The organism is Cellulosilyticum sp. WCF-2 (assembly GCF_003990395.1).
Taxonomy (GTDB): Bacteria; Bacillota; Clostridia; order Lachnospirales; family Cellulosilyticaceae; genus Cellulosilyticum; species Cellulosilyticum lentocellum.
This window is the reverse complement of sequence record NZ_CP034675.1, coordinates 1,354,829-1,374,726: the sequence shown is the minus strand read 5'-3', so window position 1 is coordinate 1,374,726 and position 19,898 is coordinate 1,354,829. Positions and strand designations below refer to the sequence as shown.

General features: G+C 36.0%; 15 protein-coding genes. 3 read left to right on the top strand and 12 right to left on the bottom strand.

The annotated features are described in order from the left end of the window. Positions 1 to 70 precede the first annotated feature (70 nt). The gene (gene aroD / locus EKH84_RS06015) at positions 71 to 835 is read right to left on the bottom strand and encodes a type I 3-dehydroquinate dehydratase (protein WP_127065571.1); all 765 of its coding nucleotides are present in this window, start codon (positions 833 to 835) and stop codon (positions 71 to 73) included. Positions 836 to 1,058: 223 nt separating this feature from the next. Between aroD and EKH84_RS06010 the strand changes: the two genes are divergently transcribed. Further along, a complete protein-coding gene (locus EKH84_RS06010; protein ID WP_127065570.1) occupies positions 1,059 to 1,949 on the top strand; it encodes a LysR family transcriptional regulator in 891 nt (296 codons plus the stop codon). A 228-nt stretch (positions 1,950 to 2,177) separates the two neighbouring features. Here EKH84_RS06010 and EKH84_RS06005 read toward each other — a convergent pair whose 3' ends face one another. The 3 genes from EKH84_RS06005 to EKH84_RS05995 all read right to left on the bottom strand — a co-directional run bounded on the left by EKH84_RS06005 (position 2,178) and on the right by EKH84_RS05995 (position 7,104). Then, positions 2,178 to 3,542, bottom strand: coding sequence for a dicarboxylate/amino acid:cation symporter (locus EKH84_RS06005; RefSeq protein WP_243118644.1), 1,365 nt, complete (start codon positions 3,540 to 3,542; stop codon positions 2,178 to 2,180). Between the two features lie 249 nt (positions 3,543 to 3,791). Beyond that, on the bottom strand, positions 3,792 to 4,997 hold the full coding sequence (locus EKH84_RS06000) for an MFS transporter (protein ID WP_127065569.1): 1,206 nt from the start codon (positions 4,995 to 4,997) through the stop codon (positions 3,792 to 3,794). 106 nt (positions 4,998 to 5,103) lie between these two features. Then, positions 5,104 to 7,104 carry an oxidoreductase gene (locus tag EKH84_RS05995; protein ID WP_127065568.1) on the bottom strand — a complete coding sequence of 667 codons (2,001 nt, stop codon included), beginning with the start codon at positions 7,102 to 7,104 and terminating at the stop codon, positions 5,104 to 5,106. Positions 7,105 to 7,413: 309 nt separating this feature from the next. Between EKH84_RS05995 and EKH84_RS05990 the strand changes: the two genes are divergently transcribed. After that, on the top strand, positions 7,414 to 8,478 hold the full coding sequence (locus EKH84_RS05990) for a LacI family DNA-binding transcriptional regulator (protein ID WP_127065567.1): 1,065 nt from the start codon (positions 7,414 to 7,416) through the stop codon (positions 8,476 to 8,478). A 136-nt stretch (positions 8,479 to 8,614) separates the two neighbouring features. Here EKH84_RS05990 and EKH84_RS05985 read toward each other — a convergent pair whose 3' ends face one another. Continuing rightward, entirely contained in the window at positions 8,615 to 8,959 is a 345-nt protein-coding gene (locus EKH84_RS05985) for a hypothetical protein (protein WP_127065566.1), read from the bottom strand. Positions 8,960 to 9,088: 129 nt separating this feature from the next. Beyond that, complete coding sequence (locus tag EKH84_RS05980) at positions 9,089 to 9,421, bottom strand: SHOCT domain-containing protein (protein ID WP_013655586.1); 333 nt, start codon at positions 9,419 to 9,421, stop codon at positions 9,089 to 9,091. 595 nt (positions 9,422 to 10,016) lie between these two features. On the opposite strand from EKH84_RS05980, the gene EKH84_RS05975 reads away from it, so the two are divergent. Continuing rightward, positions 10,017 to 11,999, top strand: coding sequence for an oleate hydratase (locus EKH84_RS05975; protein WP_127065565.1), 1,983 nt, complete (start codon positions 10,017 to 10,019; stop codon positions 11,997 to 11,999). 266 nt (positions 12,000 to 12,265) lie between these two features. On the opposite strand, the gene EKH84_RS05970 is transcribed toward EKH84_RS05975, so the two are convergent. The 6 genes from EKH84_RS05970 to EKH84_RS05945 form a co-directional block, all read right to left on the bottom strand. After that, positions 12,266 to 13,486: a Zn-dependent hydrolase gene (locus EKH84_RS05970; protein WP_127065564.1), complete on the bottom strand. Its 1,221-nt coding sequence runs from the start codon at positions 13,484 to 13,486 to the stop codon at positions 12,266 to 12,268. A 41-nt stretch (positions 13,487 to 13,527) separates the two neighbouring features. Further along, entirely contained in the window at positions 13,528 to 15,027 is a 1,500-nt protein-coding gene (gene preA, locus EKH84_RS05965) for an NAD-dependent dihydropyrimidine dehydrogenase subunit PreA (RefSeq protein ID WP_127065563.1), read from the bottom strand. Between the two features lie 18 nt (positions 15,028 to 15,045). Beyond that, positions 15,046 to 16,413 carry a dihydropyrimidinase gene (hydA, locus tag EKH84_RS05960; protein ID WP_127065562.1) on the bottom strand — a complete coding sequence of 456 codons (1,368 nt, stop codon included), beginning with the start codon at positions 16,411 to 16,413 and terminating at the stop codon, positions 15,046 to 15,048. 615 nt (positions 16,414 to 17,028) lie between these two features. Beyond that, positions 17,029 to 18,210: an ABC transporter substrate-binding protein gene (locus EKH84_RS05955; RefSeq protein ID WP_013655581.1), complete on the bottom strand. Its 1,182-nt coding sequence runs from the start codon at positions 18,208 to 18,210 to the stop codon at positions 17,029 to 17,031. Positions 18,211 to 18,285: 75 nt separating this feature from the next. Continuing rightward, positions 18,286 to 19,071, bottom strand: coding sequence for an ABC transporter permease (locus EKH84_RS05950; RefSeq protein ID WP_127065561.1), 786 nt, complete (start codon positions 19,069 to 19,071; stop codon positions 18,286 to 18,288). A gap of 12 nt (positions 19,072 to 19,083) precedes the next feature. Beyond that, a complete protein-coding gene (locus EKH84_RS05945; RefSeq protein WP_013655579.1) occupies positions 19,084 to 19,896 on the bottom strand; it encodes an ABC transporter permease in 813 nt (270 codons plus the stop codon). Positions 19,897 to 19,898 lie beyond the last annotated feature (2 nt).

Sequence of the window (19,898 nt, the reverse complement as noted above, 5' to 3'; positions counted from 1 at the left end):
ATTATGATATTTCTCTTATCTATTCATAAGACTCTTGCGGTTAATGTCAATTTAAATTGACTTAGCCCGTCTACTTACTTTCATGTAAAATTTCAAGTACTTGTGCTAATTTTTCTACTGGTACTTGTCCTGGTGCTGATGCCGCTTTAGCTGCTCCAAAGGTGAGAGCACTTCCAAAAGCTTCTCCTGCTAAACGACTTATAACGCCAAGTCCTGCCATAGATATTGTAATAATAGGTCTGTCTGCATGTTTTGTTACCATTTCGTTAGTTGCACTTAAAAGCGTTAGTACATCTTCTGTAGTTTGTGGCATAACTGCAATTTTAGGAAGGTCAGCATTCATTTCTTGCATTTTACAAAGACGACTAATAATCTCTTCTTTAGCTGGTGTCTTAAAGAAGTCATGATTTGACATAACTACCTTTACATTTTTACTATGAGCAAAATCTACGATTTCTTTTACTATCTCATCACCTGTGAAAAGCTCAACATCAATCATATCCGCCATGCCTGTTTCAGCCATAGCTTTATTTAGCTCTGCATAGTAATCTATACTAACCTCCCTTTCACCACCTTCTTTTTTGCTTCTGAAAGTTACAAGAAGAGGTAAATCTCCAAGCGCTTCTCTAAGTACTTTTAAGGATTCTTTCATTTGATCAATGTCTTCTACTTCTTGGTGATGATCAATACGCCATTCTACTACATCAAGATTCAGTGTTTTTAAGAAATTGGCTTCTTCAATAAGTTCTTTATTATTTTTCCCAATAAGAGGCACACAAATTTTTGGCATACCTTCTCCAAATTTAACATTTCTCACTTCTACGATTTGCTTCATAATCTTGTCTCCTTTAGGAATACTATTTATATAAATCAATTTATTAATATTTTATAGTAATTTCTTGCAACTTGCACTGTTAGTTAATTTTTTAACACGTTTGTTTATGTTCTCATTATACCTTTTCTATTTTGATAAATCTAATACTTATTTTTATAATTTTTAATAGATATATTCTATCAATTATGGTAAACTATGTAAAACACAAAGGAGTATGTCTTACATGAATTTAAACCAGCTTTATTACTTCAAAACAGTAGCTAAGGTAGAGCATTTTCGCTATGCTGCTGAACTGTTAAATATATCACAGCCTAGTTTGAGCTATGCCATTTCCAGCTTAGAAACAGAACTGGGTGCAGAACTTTTTGAAAAGCAAGGACGCAATGTTACTTTAACAAAATACGGTAAAATCTTCCTGGCTTATGTGACAACAGCCCTGGATACTTTAGATGAAGGAAAAAAACAAATTGAAGCCTTAACCAATGAAAACTCTGGTCATATTGATATTGCTTATGTAGCTCCCTTAGCTTTTCACTATATTCCAGAGACAGTACGAAACTTTCTAGATCAACCGCATCTTCAGCAACATGAAATCACCTTTACTTTTAAACAAGCTTTTACAGCTTATATTTTAGAAGGTTTAAAATCTGGGACTTATGATTTAGGCTTTTGTTCTTATGTAGAAGATGAACCCTTAATTCACTTTGAGCCAATCTGTAAGCAAGAACTAGTTGCCATTGTACCACCTCATCATCCACTTGCTAGTTTTGAGCGAATTAACCTTAAACAACTTGAACCCTATCCTTTTGTCGGATATGCCAAAGGAAGTGGTCTTGGCAAGATTACACGTCGTCTTTTTAAAGAAGCTAAGCTTCATCTTCATATCATCTGTGAAGGCGAAGATGAAACAGCCCTCTTAGGCTTAGTTGCCCAAAGCTTTGGTGTCTCTGTCATTGCTAAAACAGAAGCGCTTGAACATATTAATGTGAAAGCTATTCCGCTCAATCATCCTGACCCTACACGTACGATTTATTTAGCATATGTGAAAAATAAATATTTGACCCCCATAACCGAAAGCTTTATCAGCTATATCAAAAAACATACTCACCTTTAATATCAATAATGTTTTATCAATATCGGCAAGTTCTATAAGACATGAGCCATAAAAAAACTCCCGCCCTCTTGTTTATTTTCAAAAGGACGAGAGCATTCTCTCGTGTTACCACCTTAAGTTTATAGATTACTCACGTAACCTACCTCTTCGAGTACACCTTACCTGTGCAGGCTATATATTAAGTTATTTACTGTTATATAGATGCTCATTTTGTTGTCAATAGCTATTTTACTCATTATAATATACTTTTTTATCAAGACTACCTTCTGAGGCCGCTACTACAACTGCTGTAGCTGCATCTCCCGTTACATTAAGACTAGTAGTAACCATATCTACTGGTCTATTAATGGCAATAATTAAACTATAAGCAATAATCGTTGCAGGGTTATTATAACCCATTGAATTAAGTACCGAGAATAATATAATGGCTGAAGCCCCAGGTGCGGCTGGTGTACCCACAGAAGCAATTAAAGCTAATACTGCAATAACCACAATATTTTTATACTCTAAACTATAGCCGGAACTTGCTGCAATAAAAATAGTAGCAATGACTTGAGTAATAGCAGTTCCATTCATATTAATGGTCATTCCTAATGGCAGGATAAATGAGGCAATATCCTTATCAACACCTAAGTCTCCTACAGTTGTTCTTTCATTTAATGAAAGTGCTGCTGCTGACGAGTTAGCAGAAAAAGCTAAAAGCGCTACCTTGGCAATCTTTTTCATAAAAATAAATGGATTTAATCTTGCTACTAAAAAGACATATAAAGGATATGCAATAATTAAATAAAGAATTGCTGTGCCACAAGTCGTCAAAATATAAACTAATGCTGGCTTTAAATGTTCAATCCCATATACTGCAAAGGTACGTGTAATTAAGATAAATACTGCTACAGGACTAAATTTAATAATCACAAAGTTTAAAAAAACATTAACGACCTTATTAATATCTAGTAAGATTTTCTTTAAAACAACAATCTCTTCTCCTCCAGTATTGATACAAAGTCCTATTACAACAGCTAAAAATACAACAGCCAACACACGCCCATTACTTGTGAATACACTAAAAATATTATTAGGCACCGCATCTAATATGACCATTAGAGGATTTTGCCTTGAAGCTACTTCTACACTTGCATTTCCTTCTAATGCTACATTAAATAAACCCATCTTATAAACAAGATAGCCGATGGTTCCTGCTGTAATTAACGCAAAAATAGAGGTCGTTAAAAAACCCAATAACGTTTTATATGAAATTCTCCCTAATTTCTTAGTATCACTAATTCTGCACATAGCCAGTGCAATAGATGAAAACACCATAGGTACAATAATAAATTGCAAAGCATTAATAAATAATTGCCCTAAAATATAAAAAATCCCAAAGCCATTTGTCCCTTCTTCTGTACTAATATCTACGAAGAAGATCCTATTAATTTGTGCCCATAAGCTGGCATTTCCACTCTCAATTAAATACTCTCTTAAAAAAATCAGTACTGTCCCTACTGCAAGTGCAAGTATTAAGGATATTGTCATTCTAATAGCTAACTTGTTAGAACTATCCTTCGTTCCCCTTAAGTCATCTCTTGTGTTCATTATGGACTCTCCTTTACTTAATCTATTTTTCATCCCATACTATCACCTTTGCTATTTTCATTACTTTCCCTCAGACTTGATTTAGATTACTATTATGTAACATATCTTATTTTTAAGTCTGATTAAAGCTTATCCCCGAGCTCTCATAGTAGAAGTGTTAAATATCTTAAAAATTAAAGGGATAGCTTATAGTCCTTTTGACTTATGATAAGCTACCCCCAATCATATTATTCACTTTTGCTTTAAATACTACGCTTTTTTCATAACTCTGTTATAACGGAAGTTAACAACAAGTGCAAGGATTACTCCCACTGCTGTTATCACAATATCTAAAAGAATGATATGACCTACATTAATATCTGCAAGCTTACCACAAACTGCCGGAATAATGAAGGATGAAATACTTGATGCGCTATATACAAGACCTGTAATGGTTCCTTTATTAACTGGGAACAGTTCCGCCATTGATGTAAGTGCTAATTGAAGTACACCACCTGCTGCTGTGAATCCAATGACTACTGCTGCAATTTTACACACTAATACACTTGGGAACATCCAGAGAATAACAAGCATGATTAAAGAAATAAGAGGGTATACAAATACAAAGCGTACTTGTTTAATCCACTTTGCAACTAATGCTGATGTAACGAATACAGAAAGTAATGATCCTGTACTATAAAGACTTATAAGCATATTTGCTGATGCTTCTTGCATTCCTGCTGCTCCTTGCGCATAAGTTGGAAGCCATGAAGCAATAATCTGGAATGTTGATGTTGCAGTGAAGCCAATAACGATAAGAGCAATTCCTTCAATCCACATATTAGATTTTGGTACATCTTTTATTTCTACTACTTCTTTAGCTCCTTCAGCTTCTACTGCCTTAAATGCTGGAAATGGTACTTTTAAAAGAACAAGTCCACATAATACTAATACTGCAATACAGAAAAAGAATGAATAACCGTAATACATATTATTGGCGATTAAGAAACTAATAATGATTGGAAGTAATGAAGAACCTCCTGAAATAAAGGCCTTAATCATAACACTTGCTGAACCTTGTGCTTCTTCAAAACACTCCATAAGTGCTGGATAAGTTCCTGCATCTAAAAAAGAATTTGCCATACCAGCAAGAAGACCAAAGATAAATGCCACTGTTACGTTTTTAGAGAATAAGATTCCTACAAAGAATGTTATATAAGTAACAATCCCTATTAAAATAAAAGGTTTTCTACCATATTTATCTGAGAGTTTCCCAGAGATGAAAAGTACGATAAAACGTCCTAACCCAAGTGCTGAAATAACCATACCAATCCCAGCTGCATCTGTTGCCCATTGTGCCATTAAAGCTGTTTTATTTTGAGCAAGAATGATTCCACCCATACCATGTACAAAGTAAACTAAGTACATTGCGAGGGCTGTAAGTAAATACTTGTTTTTGAAAATATTCTTTTCCATTTGAGTTAAATGCTCCTTTGATGTCATTTTACGTTAATTTTTTATCAATTCAAAGCAAATGACAAGGGCAATTTGATTGCCCTAAATCATTTACTCTGCTGAATCACTATTTTAATAAGCCTTGTTTTTCAAGTTGAAGGAGAATATTTCTTCCTTCCTCAATCCCTGCAAGAATTTTTCTAGCTCTTAAGCTGTCTCCTATATTAAGGACTTTAACGCCTTTTGTTCTAAAGTACGCTGTCATCTCTTGTACATGAGCATTTTCTGCTCTCATACCAAGACAGATGCACGCAAGATCAAATTCAAGGGTAATATCGTTTCCTTCACTATCTTGGCAAAGCATAGCCTTATCTGTAAGTTCCATAAGTGATGTACTTGTAAGTGTTTGTACATCATGGCTTTTAATAACTTCAAGCATACCTTTTCGAGATACTGGGTCAAGATCTTGACCTACTACTGGAAGTCTTTCAAGAATTGTTACAATAGCACCTTGTTGTGAGAAATATTCCACACAATCAAGTCCTACTGCTCCTGCACCAGCAATTACAACACGTTTCCCTTTCATATTAGGTACTTTGTCTAAGTTAGCAAGTAGTTTAGTAATTGTGTAAACATTTTCATTGTTTAAGTTTTTATCGAATCCTTTTATTGGTGGAAGAAGAGGTACTGACCCAGTTGCATTCACAACAATATCTGGTTTAAATTGCTCTACTTTCTCAATAGTTGCTTCAGTATTTGTACATACATAAAGATTCTTAAGATCCTTCGCACGTTCTTCTAAATAATCAACAAAGAATTGTACTTTTTTCTTATCTGGGAATTTAGCAATCTCCCGTGCTAAGCCGCCTGTTTGTTCTCTCTTTTCAAGAAGTACAGTACTGCATCCTACTTCTGCTGCTGTGCAAGCAGCCTCAAGTCCAGCTGTACCACCACCAATAACAACCACGTTAGTTGGCTCTGTTACTTTACGGTTTCTGTACTCATTTTCATTAATAAGGTCTGGGCTTACTGTACAAGTAATTGGTCTGTTCATGTAAACACGATTTGTGACACATCCAATGTTACATGAAATACATTTACGAAGTAATCTTTCGTTACCTGTAGCTACTTTGTTAACCCATTCTGGTTCTGCAATTAAACCACGACCCATACCGATAAAGTCTGCCATTCCTTCAGCAAGTACTTTTTCAGCAATCTCTGGAGATCTAAATGATCCTACCGTCATTGTTGGTTTGCCAAACTTTTCTTTAACAGCTTGTGCTTGATTTGCTCTCCAACCTTCTTCAAGCCCCATAATATCTACTTGCATATGAAGTGTATCATTGACACCTGCTGAAATATCATACATATCTACATACTCATCAAGGTAAGTAAGCATTTCAAGTGTTTCATTAAGGTCACGACCTTTTTCCATAAACTCATCACCAGATACTCTAAGGATGATTGGGAAATGTGGACCTACTACTGCTCTAATTTCTTCAAGTACAAGTTTTGTAAAACGCGCTCTATTTTCTACACTACCACCAAATTCATCTGTTCTATCATTTGTAAGTGATGACATAAATTGTGCTAATAAATAAGAGTGCCCTCCGTGTACTTCTACTGCATCAAACCCAGCAATCTGTGCTCTTCTTGCAGCACTTCCAAACTTTTTAGCAATTCCGTAAATTTCCTCCACTGTTAATGGTCTGGGGATTGCCCCCCCTTCCTTAGAAGGAATATGAGATGCTGATACTGGTTGTAACCCTTCAATACGCTCAGCAATAGCAGATGCCCCAGCATGATTGATTTGAAGAGCAATCTTTGAGCCATGTCTGTGCACACGGTCAGTAAGTCTCACTAATTTTGGAATATATCTGTCATGATCAATACGGATTTGTGTTGTTCCGTTTGAACCAAGTGGATAGTCAATATTAATATTTTCTACGATAATCAGACCTGTACCACCTTTAGCCCTTTGTTCGTAGTATTTTATATGTTCATCTGTGAATTCACCTGTTGCTGCTGCAAAATTTGTACCCATTGGTGTCATCACAACTCTATTTTCAATTGTTAAGTTCTTAATAGTAATGGGACTTAAGAGATGATTATAATGTGTGTTCGCCATTTTCTTCTCCTCATTTAGTTGAATGTATTATAAACAGTTATTGTTAAAATTTAAACTAACAGATATGAGTATAAGAAAATTTTCAAATTATGTCAACCTATTTTATTGAAATTTCATCTGTTTTCCTAAAATTACATGAAACAAAACTGAAACAATTTTAGATTCAGCTATTTGTTTCAGTTCCATTTTCATTTTTATTTCTTTCTCCCCTATTCATCGAAGCTATTTCTAGATAGACTTGACATAAGAGATAGTGTATACTATAAACACTAAAAATCAGCTAAAATAGATGTACAAGAGGTTATAAAAATGCGCAAAGTAACAGTACAAGATGTAGCTGCACTTGCAGGAGTGTCTCCAGCTACTGTTTCAAGAGTCTTAAATGGTGGAAGTGTTAAAGAAGATTTGGCTAGCAGAACTTATGCCGCTATTGAAACCTTAGGTTATGAAATTAAAACCAAGAAAAAGCATAATATAAGCCGAGAACATGCTTTTATAGGTGTGATTGTGCCTGATATTAGTAGTCCTTTTTATTCAGAAATTGTTTCAGGAATTTTAAAAGAAGCCTTACTTTATCAGTATGAAGTTATTATCAAATCTAGCGAAGGCTCTCAGTATAAGGAAAAAGAGTGCTTGGAGCAGCTTTCTCATTTACCGCTTCATGCACTCATTTATTATCCTATGGCTACTATTGACTATCTCTATGAAATAGATATTTATAAACAAATTGCTATCGTTATTGGTGGTAGAGAAAATATCAGTACCCCTTTTTCTCATGTCTATTTTAATAATGAAAAAGCAGGTTACTTGGCTACTAAATACCTGACTAAATTAGGTAAAAAGAGAATTTATTATCTAGGTCCAATACATGAACTTGAAAAACCTATTACCAGTATCCAAGAACTCCTTTCTCTAGAAGAAGAACCTAATAAAGGATTTTATGTTTCACTTAAACGACTAGAAGGTTATAAAAAGGCCTTATCTGAAGAAAATATTCCTTTTGATTTAGAATTAGTTAGCTTATGTGGCTATACTTGGCAAGATGGGTATGAGGCAGCTAGAGCTATTATTACTAAAATGTTAGATGTAGATGCTATTATTGCTGTTAATGATATGGTTGCTACAGGTATGCTTAAATTTTTAAAAGAACAAGGGATTCGTATACCTGAAGACTTATCTATTATTGGATATGATAACCGAAGCATAGCTGAAATCTCTGAGCCACCTTTAACAACCATTGATCAAAACGCCTATGAATTGGGCCGCGAGTGTGTGCTAAGTGCTATGAAACAGCTTCAAGAACATAAGATAGAAAGTAGATCCTTAGATATCAATTTAGTTATTAGACATTCTACAGCTGCTACTAATTTATAGCCCACTTTATATGTCTGTAATATACGATCAAAAACCCCGTCTCATCAGGCTTTGATGCCTTTTGAAGACGGGGTTAATCATTCTATGATATATCCACTTTAATTCTTTTTGTTTTTATAACAGAATCATATTAATATCATGAAATTGGGAGGAGCTTAATAATGCGTTTCTCCCCACCTTCTATGCGTAGTAATAATGTGTCCTCTATTAAACCTATCTCTTTTTTAGCGAGTACATCATATGCAATATAGCTTCCCAATAGGTTTGCTGCACTTAGAGGAATAGCCACACTTACTTGTTCATTTTTTTTATTTAAGCAACTTAAATAAGTCCCCATCTCATCTCTACTTCTTGTAAGCAGTAACTCTTCTGTATCATATAAAATATGAGTGAGTACTAACTGCTCCTTTTCTTTTAGTATTTCCTGTTTCACTTTCTTTGGCATTACTAAAAGCTTATTAACTACATTAATCATCTCCATTAATAGCCCCCCAATCTAGTTTAGTTTCTGTTTGTTTTAAAATTAAGTATTTAACATATATTAATACAAAATTTTAATCAAGTAAATACATTTTTTATGTATTGTGTAGATGAGGTTTTTTTTATTACTTTAAACAGAGATTTTACTTAATAATTTTGCTTTCATCACATCATATTCTTCTTCAGAAATAGCGTTCTTTTCTTTTAAAGTACCTAACTGAACTAATTCTTCTGTTACAGACATAAAGTTTCCTTTGCTTCCTGTACCGTTTTCCTTTTTACCATGTCTTATACTACTTACTAATGAAGCAATGGCATATGGAATACCATAGATCATTGCTATAATTCCCCAACCTATGGCTGCTTCATAGTCCTCAATATTATTGCTGAACCCCACTAAACACAAGAAGCTAAAACTAAAAACTACGATAGCTATGATAGACATTACTTTTACTGTTCTCATTTCCTACCTCCATTTATGTATATATTATATATTATACCATCCCGAGTTTAAATATTCAAAATTTTTTAAATTAATAATTATGCAACCTTCATTTGTTTTTAGTTAAGGCTATATTAGACATTTGTGTTGTTATTGTTTAAAATCCTCTAATTCTGGTATAAATTGATTAAAATAAACCATCCGAATTGTAGCAAGTAGATTTGTGCAGTTCAGATGGTTTATTTTTAACTTATTAGTTTACAGCATTAATATTTGTACAAAAGCTCAATTGTGTCTAGTTTTTAGACATAACAGCTTTTTTGTCTATATACAAACAAAAAAACATAAATTAAGATAGAGACAAGTATGAAGGAAGTGAGATAAGATTCGCCAACTAAAGATAGCAAAGACAACATTAAGATGTATATGTAGGATGGGTAATATTGTTCTTTTGATTTATGAAACAATAAAAACATTAGGTTATTTTACAAAACATAGGTTTCAAACAGAAATTTTAGAATACCCCCTAAGGTAAATGATTTGGCATTTAGAAATAATGGCTTGTTAAATCTATGATGATACAGAATACAGTAAAAATCATAAGGAGAGATGATATATGAACAAAAAAATAGCAAAGATAGGTGTAGCTTCATTATTAGCAGCTGGAGCAGGAATGACAGTAATCGCAAAGAATAAAAAAGAAAAACAAGTAGCCAACGAAAGACAAGAAGCCAAAGAAAAAAGAGCCAAAGAGCTTGCAGAATATCGTAATACAGAGGTTGGTAAGAATATAAAGAATAGCAAAGGAATTTATTATTCTAAAGGTAACTATGAAGCATTTGCTCGACCAGAGAAACCTGCCGGAGTAGATGACAAATCTGCTTATATTGTAGGTAGTGGACTTGGTGCATTAGCGGCAGCTTGCTTTCTTGTAAGAGATGGGCAAATGAAAGGTGAAAATATTCACATTTTAGAGGCTATGGACATTGCAGGGGGTGCTTGTGATGGTATCAACGATCCAATGAGAGGGTATGTAATGCGTGGTGGTAGAGAAATGGAAGACCATTTCGAATGTTTATGGGATTTATTCCGAAGCATTCCATCTATTGAGACACCAGGCGTGTCTGTACTTGATGAATATTATTGGTTAAATAAACATGATCCAAATTACTCACTATGCCGTGCAACACACAAGAGGGGTGAAGATGCCCATACTGATGGGAAATTCAATTTAAGCCAAAAAGGCTGCATGCAAATTATGAAATTATTCTTCACAAAAGATGAAGATCTTTACGATAAGACCATCGAAGATGTATTTGATGAAGAAGTCTTTGATTCTACCTTCTGGTTATATTGGAGAACAATGTTTGCTTTTGAAAATTGGCATAGTGCACTTGAGATGAAACTTTACTTCCAGAGATTTATCCATCATATTGGCGGCTTACCTGATTTCTCTGCATTAAAATTCACAAAATACAATCAATATGAGTCTTTGATCCTACCAATGCAAAAATATTTAGAAGCAGCAGGTGTGAAGTTCCAATTCAATACTGAAGTAACGAATGTATTATTTGATTTTGTTGGTGATAAGAAAATTGCCAAAAAGATTCAATGTAAGGTTAACGGGGAAGAACAATCAATTATCCTTACAGAAAATGATCTTGTATTTGTAACCAATGGAAGTTGTACAGAAGGAACAATCTATGGGGATCAAAACCATGCACCAGTTGGCAATGCAGAAGTTCGTACAAGTGGCTGTTGGAGTTTATGGAAAAACATTGCAGCCCAAGATGAGGCTTTTGGACATCCAGAAAAATTCTGCTCTGATATTGAAAAAACCAACTGGGAATCTGCAACAGTTACAACTTCTGATGATAGAATCATATCTTATATTGAAAAAATATGTAAGAGAGATCCAAGAAGTGGACGTGTTGTTACTGGTGGTATCGTGAGTTGTCAAGATTCTAGCTGGTTACTGAGCTGGACAATCAATAGACAAGGACAATTTAAAGAACAGGAGAAAGATGAAATTTGTGTATGGGTATACAGCTTATTTACAGATGTTCCAGGGGACTACATTAAGAAACCAATGAAAGAATGTACTGGTAAAGAAATTACAGCAGAATGGTTATACCATATGGGTGTTCCAGTAGATGAGATTGATGACCTTGCTGAAAATCATGCAATCTGTGTACCAACAATGATGCCATATATTACAGCATTCTTTATGCCAAGAACAAAAGGGGACAGACCAGATGTTATTCCAGACGGTTGTGTAAACTTTGCATTCTTAGGTCAGTTTGCTGAAACACCAAGAGATACTATTTTTACAACGGAGTATTCTGTTCGTACTGCCATGGAAGCTGTTTACGGTTTACTTGGGGTTGACCGTGGCGTTCCAGAAGTTTGGGGTAGCGTATACGATATTAGAGAGCTGCTTGATAGTAGCGTAAAATTAATGGATGGTAAGTCTCCTCTTGAAATTGAACTTCCAGGACCACTTAATGCATTAAAGAGACCATTGCTTAAGAAACTAAAAGGAACTGTGATTGAGAAAGTTTTAAAAGATCACGGCATAATCAGAGACGGAATGATATAAAAATAGGATTAGTATCAAATAGAAATCATCATAGAGAGCTGAAAAATGCTCTCTATTTTTATGTGTCTACCGTGAGGTGAAGTCTGAAGGAAGCCGGAGGAAGACTTCTAGTCTGACGTACAGAAATCACATTAGGAATAATAAAGACAAAAAAGGGATTGTCATAAAATCAATCTATTCTACAAAATATAATTCATACTCAATGCATTATATTTTGTATTTCCTGTGATTTTTACGACAACCCCTTTTTTATATATCATGCAAAATTATTTTTGATCAATCTTAAGTAGTGTTTGAAGTAGTACATTAGCCCCTTTTAAGCATGCCTCAACTGGGGTGAATTCTTTTTCACAATGACTATGCCCTTTTACACTAGGTACAAAAATCATAGTAGTTGGAATAACATCTGCAATAAATTGAGCATCATGACCTGGTCCACTATACATTCTCATAGCTGAGTAGCCATACTCCTGAACACTTTTTTCTACAAAGTCTACATACTCAGGATAATAAGCAACTGTTTTACGAGACCATGCCTCTTCGTAGCTTACTTCACATTTTTCTATCACCTCAGGAATAGCCTTAATAATAGCTAATACCTGTTTAATGACTTCAGGGTCTTGATGTCTTGCATCTAAGGTAAACTTCACTTCATCTGGGATAATGGTATGGATATTAGGATGAGCAGAGATCTTACCTGTTGTATAAACAAGCTTACTATCTAATTGAACTAATTCATCATGTAAGTATTGAATAGTCTTGGTGGCTGCATATAAGGCATCTTTTCTATATTTCATCGGTGTTGTTCCTGCATGATCTGCTTGACCGATAAAGGTAAATTCATAGTTAATCATACCGCAAACCCCTTCAACAACTCCTATATCTTTTTTCTCTGCTTCTAGTACAGGCCCTTGTTCAATATGCAGCTCCACCAAAGCCATATTTTCTTCTGGCTTCATCCTATTTGCTTCTTCTCCTAAGTAACCACTGGCTTCTAAGGCTTCTTTAAAGGTAGTTCCCTCTTTATCTTTAGAAGCCAGCATCTTATCCTTATCAAATTTACCAGTAATAACCCCTGAAGACATCATAGCTGGTTCGAATCTTGCCCCTTCTTCATTGGTCCATACCACTACAGTAATAGGATGACGATGAGGAATCTTTTCTGTCACAATGGTTTCAGCTACTTCTAAAGCTGTTAAAACACCTAAGATACCATCATAATTTCCACCTTGTTTAACAGAATCCATGTGTGACCCAGACATAATAGCTGGAAGTCCTTCCTCCCCTTTAAGTGTGGCATAAATATTGGCCATATCATCTGTTTTAATAGTCATTCCAAGCGCCTTACATCTCTTACAAAATTCCTCTCTAGCTTCAAGAGCTGCTGGTGATAAAGAAAACCTAGTAATGCCTCCCTTACCTGTATCTCCAAATTTACTAAAAGTCACTATTTTATCCTCTAATCTCTCTTTGCTACATGTCTTCATAACCTTTCCTCCTCATCTTGATCATCTTCTATTGCTACATACTATTTCTTAACAACTCGTTTTCCTGTCTCAATAGCATTTACTGGACACACCACCTTACAAAGATGACATCCTACACATTTGCTTGCTATTAATATAGGTTTACCACTACCTGGTTCTTGCTCAAGTGCTTGATGCCCACCATCATAGCAAGACAAATAACACCTGCCACAGCCAACACATTTGCTTTTATTAAACTTGGGATAACATATACTATCCCTATCTAGCTCATCACCTGGCACAATATGTTCTATGGCTTTTCCTACTATCTTACTAATAGAATGATACCCTTCATTTATTAAATAAAATTTCATCCCCTCTATAAGATCTTCAATTATTCTATAACCATATTGCATAACCGCTGTTGTTACCTGTAAGTTTTCACAGCCTAAAGCTAAAAACTCGGCTGCATCTTTCCAGGTTTCAATGCCTCCCATACCACTTATAGGCGTCTTCCTTAAACCTTCATGACTTTTCATCTCATAGATAAAACGCAGGGCAATGGGTTTCACGGCTTTTCCAGAATAACCACCCACACTTGTTTTACCTCGTACCTCTGGCCCTGAACAAAAGCTTTCTAAATCTACATTCATAATGCTCTTAATTGTATTAATAGCTGCAATCCCTGTTGCCCCTGCCTCCATAGCTGCTAAAGCTGGTATTTCCATATGACCAAGGTTTGGTGTCATCTTGGCTAAAATAGGTAAATGGGTTCCTTTTCTAGTCGCTTTTGTATAAGTAGCTACTAACTCAGGATTTTGGCCTACATCGGATCCAAGACCATCTGTGGCCATATGAGGGCAAGAAAAGTTACATTCAATAATATCAGCTCCAGCTTCAGTAACGACCCTTGCTAAGTAGGTCCATTCCTCTTCATTGGTTCCCATAATAGAAGCAACAATGACCTTAGTTGGATAGTTCTTTTTTAATTCCTTCAAAAAAGTTAAGTTCTCTTCTAAGGTATGGTCTGAGATTTGTTCAATATTTTTAAAGCCTACAAAAGGCACTGATTCCTTAGTTAGTGCATCAAAGCGAGGCGAAACCTCTTTAGGTACAAACTGACCTATCGTTTTAAAAGCTACACCTGCCCACCCCATTTCAAAAGCCTTAGCTACCATCTCATAGTTACTACCTACTACAGATGAAGATAAGAAAAACGGATTTTCACAAGGTACACCACAAAAGGTTATAGATAAATCTACTTCTTTTTCAGGTGTTTTAGGATAGGTAGCTGCCTTTATCATGATGTCATCTATTGGAACAGTTTTACTCATTTTAGACTTAACGCAAGCTTCTAAACACGCTTTGTTATCACAGCTTTCACAAGCCATCTCTAAGGTGAGCTTTTCAGCCGCTCCTGACGTATTTTCAAAACGAAGGGAACGAATGATTTTGTCTACCTCCACCCCATGTGGGCAAGCCTTTGTGCAGGCCGCTTCGTTGCATAGTAAACAACCACTCACTTCTTCCTTAAGTGAAATCTCTCTATATAATGGATTCATCGCTTTCCCTCCTTGTATTTATTTTCTAGGTTCTCTTTTTACAAACTCTCCAAAACCTGGTGTGCCTACAAAATCTCCATTGTCATAAACTAACTTGCCACGTACATAGGTTTGAACCGGATACCCATGTATCTTTTTTCCTTCCCAAATGGTATGGTCATAATCTGAATGCATGTTGCTTACAGAAATGGTTACATCTTTATAAGGATCATAAATAACAATGTCTGCATCTTTTCCTACTGCTAAGGAACCCTTTTGTTTGCATCCAAAAAGTTTAGCTGGATTTGTAGAACACAACTCTACTGCCCTATTGAAAGTAATCTTACCTTCATTAGCTGCTGATAGCATATAAGGATAAAGATTTTCAACACCTGCACAACCATTGGGGATTTTAGTAAAGTCATCTTTTCCCCAATCCTTCTCATAGCTTTGGAAAGGGCAATGATCAGTTGCTACTGTATCAATAGCACCCTGTCTAATCGCCTTCCATAGTGCTTCTTTGCTTTCTTCCCCTTTCATGGGTGGTGAACAAACGAAGTTTCTACCATCTTCTCTTTTATAAACATCACAGGTGAACTCTAGATACTGTGGGCAGGTTTCGATATAAATATCATGGCCCTCTCTTTTGGCAGCTACTGCAGCTTCTAATCCTTCTTTGTCTGCCATATGCACTAGATATAAGGACGCTTCTACTGATTTTGCCCAGTGAACTGCTCTTTTGTCTGCTTCTGCTTCCACAAATTCTGGTCTACTCATATAGTGATACCAAGCTGAAGTCTTACCTTCCTTTAAAAGCTGAGCTGTATATAGGTCTATTAAATCTGGATTTTCTGCATGAATGTTGGTCATGGCACCTACTTCTTTTGCTTTTAATAAAACCTTGACTAAGGTGCCATCATCTACCATCATGCCTTCCTTTTTGTATACTAAAAAACATTTAAAACTCGTAATCCCGTAATTGACAGCTGCTTCAAATTCATCTAAAATCGCCCCATCATTTAAGTCGGTAATACAGCAGTGAAAAGCATAATCTACGCAAGCTTCTACATCACATATAGCTTTTCTAGCTTCTACTGTTTCAATAATGCCAAAACCTTTTCTTTGCATTGGATAATCAAATACAGTGGTAACCCCTCCACAAGCTGCTGCCCTTGTTCCTGCTAAGTAACTGTCTGCTGAAACTGTTCCCCCAAAAGGCATAGCTAAATGGGTGTGTGCATCAATAGCGCCAGGTAATACCAGCTTGCCAGCAGCATCTACTACCTTTTCAGCTACTACAGGAAGATTCATTCCAACACATACTATTTTCCCATCGTTTACTGCAATATCTCCAACAAAGGTTTCAGCAGCTGTTATAATTGTTCCATTTTTAATTAATAAGTCCATTTTTCTTCCTCCTCCACTTTTAATAGAAATTTGTCGGTGGCTTTACTAGGCCATTTGGGCGGAACTGAGAGAGGGTGACTATCCTACGTGGATCCGCTCCGCATTTTCAGTAGGCACTAAGCTCACTTTTTTGGATGAACGCCCGCAAACTCGGTTCCCTCAAACACGTGGGCTAAGTACCATCCAAAACGTTCGCTAAGTGCCTACTGAAAATACTCCGAAGTCACCCCGCTAGGACAGCCACCCTCTCTCAGTTCTACCAACAATAACGCGTAAAGCTACTATCCTGCAGTGTTTCCAAGAAAAAAGATAAATTACTATCGTTACGCCTTCTTTCCGGCTGCCTCAATGCCTATTGCTTATGAGGTCAATAATGCTTGTAAGAAATGAGAGGAGAGGGCTATCTGGAAGGGTGACTTGGGAAAGTTTTTTAGAGGCACTTGGCGAGTGTTTTTGATGGTTTTTAGTGCGAGTGTTTGACCAGCGGGAGTTTTCGCACGTTCATCAAAATAAGCTAGCCTAGTGCCTCTAAAAACTTGAACCGGAACACTGGAAGATAGCCCTCTCCTCTCATTTCCGCCCAGTAGCATTTCTCATAAACACCAAGGCAACTTTCTATTTATTTAATTTGTATACAAGTACTAGCCCTGAACGTTGATAGATTTGAGCAATTTCAAGTAAGTTCATACCACCAGCATTAGCTGCTGTTAAGTTAGATACCCAAGTTACACCAAAGTCTACTTGCCCTGTGTAAACAGCTGTGGTTTCCCCAATATCTCCACCACCAGGTACAATGGTCACATTTAAGCCAGCTTCTGTATAGTATCCTTTATCTAAAGCTACATAGTATCCCATGAATTGTGCTTGTGGTAACCATTTAAGTTGGATGGCTACATCTGTTTTTTCAAGAGGTGCAAATTTGCCATCTGCTGATGCCGTAACTGCTTCCCAATAAGAAGTATCTCTAATATCATCTAAGGTTAATTTTTGAAGTGCATCTGCTGCTGTACTATCACTTAATTGAATATATTTTTTAGCTAACTCAAGAGTTTGAGCCATAGCTTCTTCATTCATCTCTCCATAATTCGTTACTGTCTCACCTTTTGTATTGGTTTGAACCAGTTTTTTAACTTCTGTAGCCATGTAAGCTTGATGTTCTGCGGAAACGGAAGAACCGTATTTATAAACAATTTCTGCTGCTTCTTCTGGATGTTCCGCAGCATATTCCCAACCTCTTAAAGAAGCATAGATAAACGCTTTAACTGTATTAGGATTTTTCTCTGCAAAATCTTTCGTGCAGAATAAGTTATCTTCGAGCATTGCTACGCCTTCATCATTCATATCGATGGTTTTAACAGTATCCCCATATTTATAAGCACCGTCATAGTCATTTTTAACTAAGCCTAATTCGTTATAGGTCATAGCTGAGGCAAGTAAAATAGAATCATCATCAAAACCATCCATATCAAAAGCTTGGCTTAAATAAGTAATAGGCTGACCATATTTAGCTAGAAGTGCTTGAATTTCATATTCGTTTCCAAGTCCCCAGTTGCCAACCTTACCTTGGCTAGCAGCATCCTTAATAATCTCTTCTGCTGATTGATCTGCATTATAATAAGGACCACTTGCTGCTGGACTAGCAGCCTCACCACTTGGGCTTTCTGTAGCAGTAGCTCCACTCGCTACTGGAGAAGGACTAGCCTCACCATCTGTCTTACTACTACAACCTACACTAGCTACTATAAGAGCTCCACTTACCATTATTACTGTGATTAATTTTGACCATTTTTTATTCATACTGTTATCCTCCCTTTTAATCTCTAAATTTTTATTATTCAAACCATCTTACTTCTATATATAAGCTTAAGGTCATTATCTTCGTCCCTTAAGCAGGATATTTTCGGCTACCATTAAGATGCCGTAAAGTATAATCGCCATCAAACATGCCACTACAATATACGCCCAAGCTGTAGCATACTGGGCAAGTACGATACTTTCTCTAATCTGCCTACCAACCCCAATAATGTATTCTGCAAAGTACTCACTCACCAATGCACTAATAATACAACCTGGAACACTAATTCTTAGAGCTGTAAAAACATAAGGTATACTATTAGGTATTCTGAGCTTTAGAAAAATAGTTTTCTTACTAGCTGCATAAGAAGTCATTAAATCCTCTGAAAAAGGTTTTAACTCAGTAAATCCCCGATAGGCATTAATGCTCATTGCCACGGTGCAAGTAATCATCACCACCAGCATCTTAGCAAACATACTTCTAATATTCGGATCTTTACTAAAATCCTTTGTTAGATTAGTCAAAATAGGTGCAATGGCAATGATAGGAATAGCATTAAAAGCTGATATAATGGTAAGTCCACCCATACCCCATTTAGGAAATAAAGTAGCAATAATAGCAATGAGATAACCTAATAATGAACCTAGTATTAAACCACCTAAAGCTACCATAGCTGTTGCCTGTACATTGAGCCAAATGCTTCCCATGTTATCAATAATGATACTGATAATACGAGTAGGTAGAGGAAGCGTGAAGGTATCTGCACCTATAAGCTTATGCAGCAGCTGTGTCTGCCAAAGAATAATGATAAATATTCCAAATAATAAAGGATATAAAACCGATGTTAATTTTTCTTTACTCATATGCCCCCTCCTTTACCTCTTTTTAGGTCTACCTGGTGCTACTAATCGTTCAATAAGTCCCATTAAGTAGTAACTGGAAATCCCGATAATAGCGCTGAAAAATACAATCTGCCAAAAAACATAAATACTCATGGCATGCTTTAGTGATTGTGAAAGCATACATCCAAGTCCACCACCGCCTTGCAGGGTGTCTACTAAGATAGATGCTGTAATTGCCATAGGTGCTGAGATTTTTAGTCCTGTAAAGAAATATGGAATACAAGAAGGAATCATCAGCTTCTTGTAAATTTCATACTTGCTAGCCGCTAAGGCATACATCAATTCATGCTTTTCTCTCTCCACAGACTTAAAGCCTGCTAAAGTATTCGTACATACTGGATAAAAAGTTAAAATAGCTGCAATAATAATTCGACTTTTATTGATATCTTTTGTCACAGCCAATACAATGGGTGCCATTCCTAAAATAGGAATCATTTGAATCAGCATCAAATAAGGAAAAGCTACCTTTTCTACTACCCCTGATAAATTCATTAGGAGTGCTAAAACAAATCCGCAAGCTGCCCCAATTAAAAAACCTACACCCGCTCTTAGTAAAGTTTCACCAGCACTAGTCATCACTAGCTGAAAAGCTGTTTGACTGCTGCTCACTAACTTGCTGCTAAAGACAGATTCGATGATTTGATAAATGTGAGGAAGCACATTTTCAGGGGTTCTCTTAGTTTGCTCGATAATAGTAGCGCCTATCTCCCATATACCAATAAGGCCTAAAAGCCATACGAAGACTACGGCTTGTTTTGATAAAAGTACTTTTTTAATAGCTTTCATGC

Excerpts from the sequence above, each read along its gene's own strand:
- EKH84_RS05995 (WP_127065568.1), bottom strand. The coding sequence starts at position 7,104 with ATGGCGAACACACATTATAATCATCTCTTAAGTCCCATTACTATTAAG.
- EKH84_RS06005 (WP_243118644.1), bottom strand. The coding sequence starts at position 3,542 with ATGAACACAAGAGATGACTTAAGGGGAACGAAGGATAGTTCTAACAAG.
- EKH84_RS05945 (WP_013655579.1), bottom strand. The coding sequence starts at position 19,896 with ATGAAAGCTATTAAAAAAGTACTTTTATCAAAACAAGCCGTAGTCTTC.
- EKH84_RS05955 (WP_013655581.1), bottom strand. The coding sequence starts at position 18,210 with ATGAATAAAAAATGGTCAAAATTAATCACAGTAATAATGGTAAGTGGA.
- hydA (WP_127065562.1), bottom strand. The coding sequence starts at position 16,413 with ATGGACTTATTAATTAAAAATGGAACAATTATAACAGCTGCTGAAACC.
- EKH84_RS05990 (WP_127065567.1), top strand. The coding sequence starts at position 7,414 with ATGCGCAAAGTAACAGTACAAGATGTAGCTGCACTTGCAGGAGTGTCT.
- EKH84_RS05975 (WP_127065565.1), top strand. The coding sequence starts at position 10,017 with ATGAACAAAAAAATAGCAAAGATAGGTGTAGCTTCATTATTAGCAGCT.
- EKH84_RS05980 (WP_013655586.1), bottom strand. The coding sequence starts at position 9,421 with ATGAGAACAGTAAAAGTAATGTCTATCATAGCTATCGTAGTTTTTAGT.
- EKH84_RS06010 (WP_127065570.1), top strand. The coding sequence starts at position 1,059 with ATGAATTTAAACCAGCTTTATTACTTCAAAACAGTAGCTAAGGTAGAG.
- EKH84_RS05950 (WP_127065561.1), bottom strand. The coding sequence starts at position 19,071 with ATGAGTAAAGAAAAATTAACATCGGTTTTATATCCTTTATTATTTGGA.
- EKH84_RS06000 (WP_127065569.1), bottom strand. The coding sequence starts at position 4,997 with ATGGAAAAGAATATTTTCAAAAACAAGTATTTACTTACAGCCCTCGCA.
- EKH84_RS05985 (WP_127065566.1), bottom strand. The coding sequence starts at position 8,959 with ATGGAGATGATTAATGTAGTTAATAAGCTTTTAGTAATGCCAAAGAAA.
- EKH84_RS05970 (WP_127065564.1), bottom strand. The coding sequence starts at position 13,486 with ATGAAGACATGTAGCAAAGAGAGATTAGAGGATAAAATAGTGACTTTT.
- preA (WP_127065563.1), bottom strand. The coding sequence starts at position 15,027 with ATGAATCCATTATATAGAGAGATTTCACTTAAGGAAGAAGTGAGTGGT.
- aroD (WP_127065571.1), bottom strand. The coding sequence starts at position 835 with ATGAAGCAAATCGTAGAAGTGAGAAATGTTAAATTTGGAGAAGGTATG.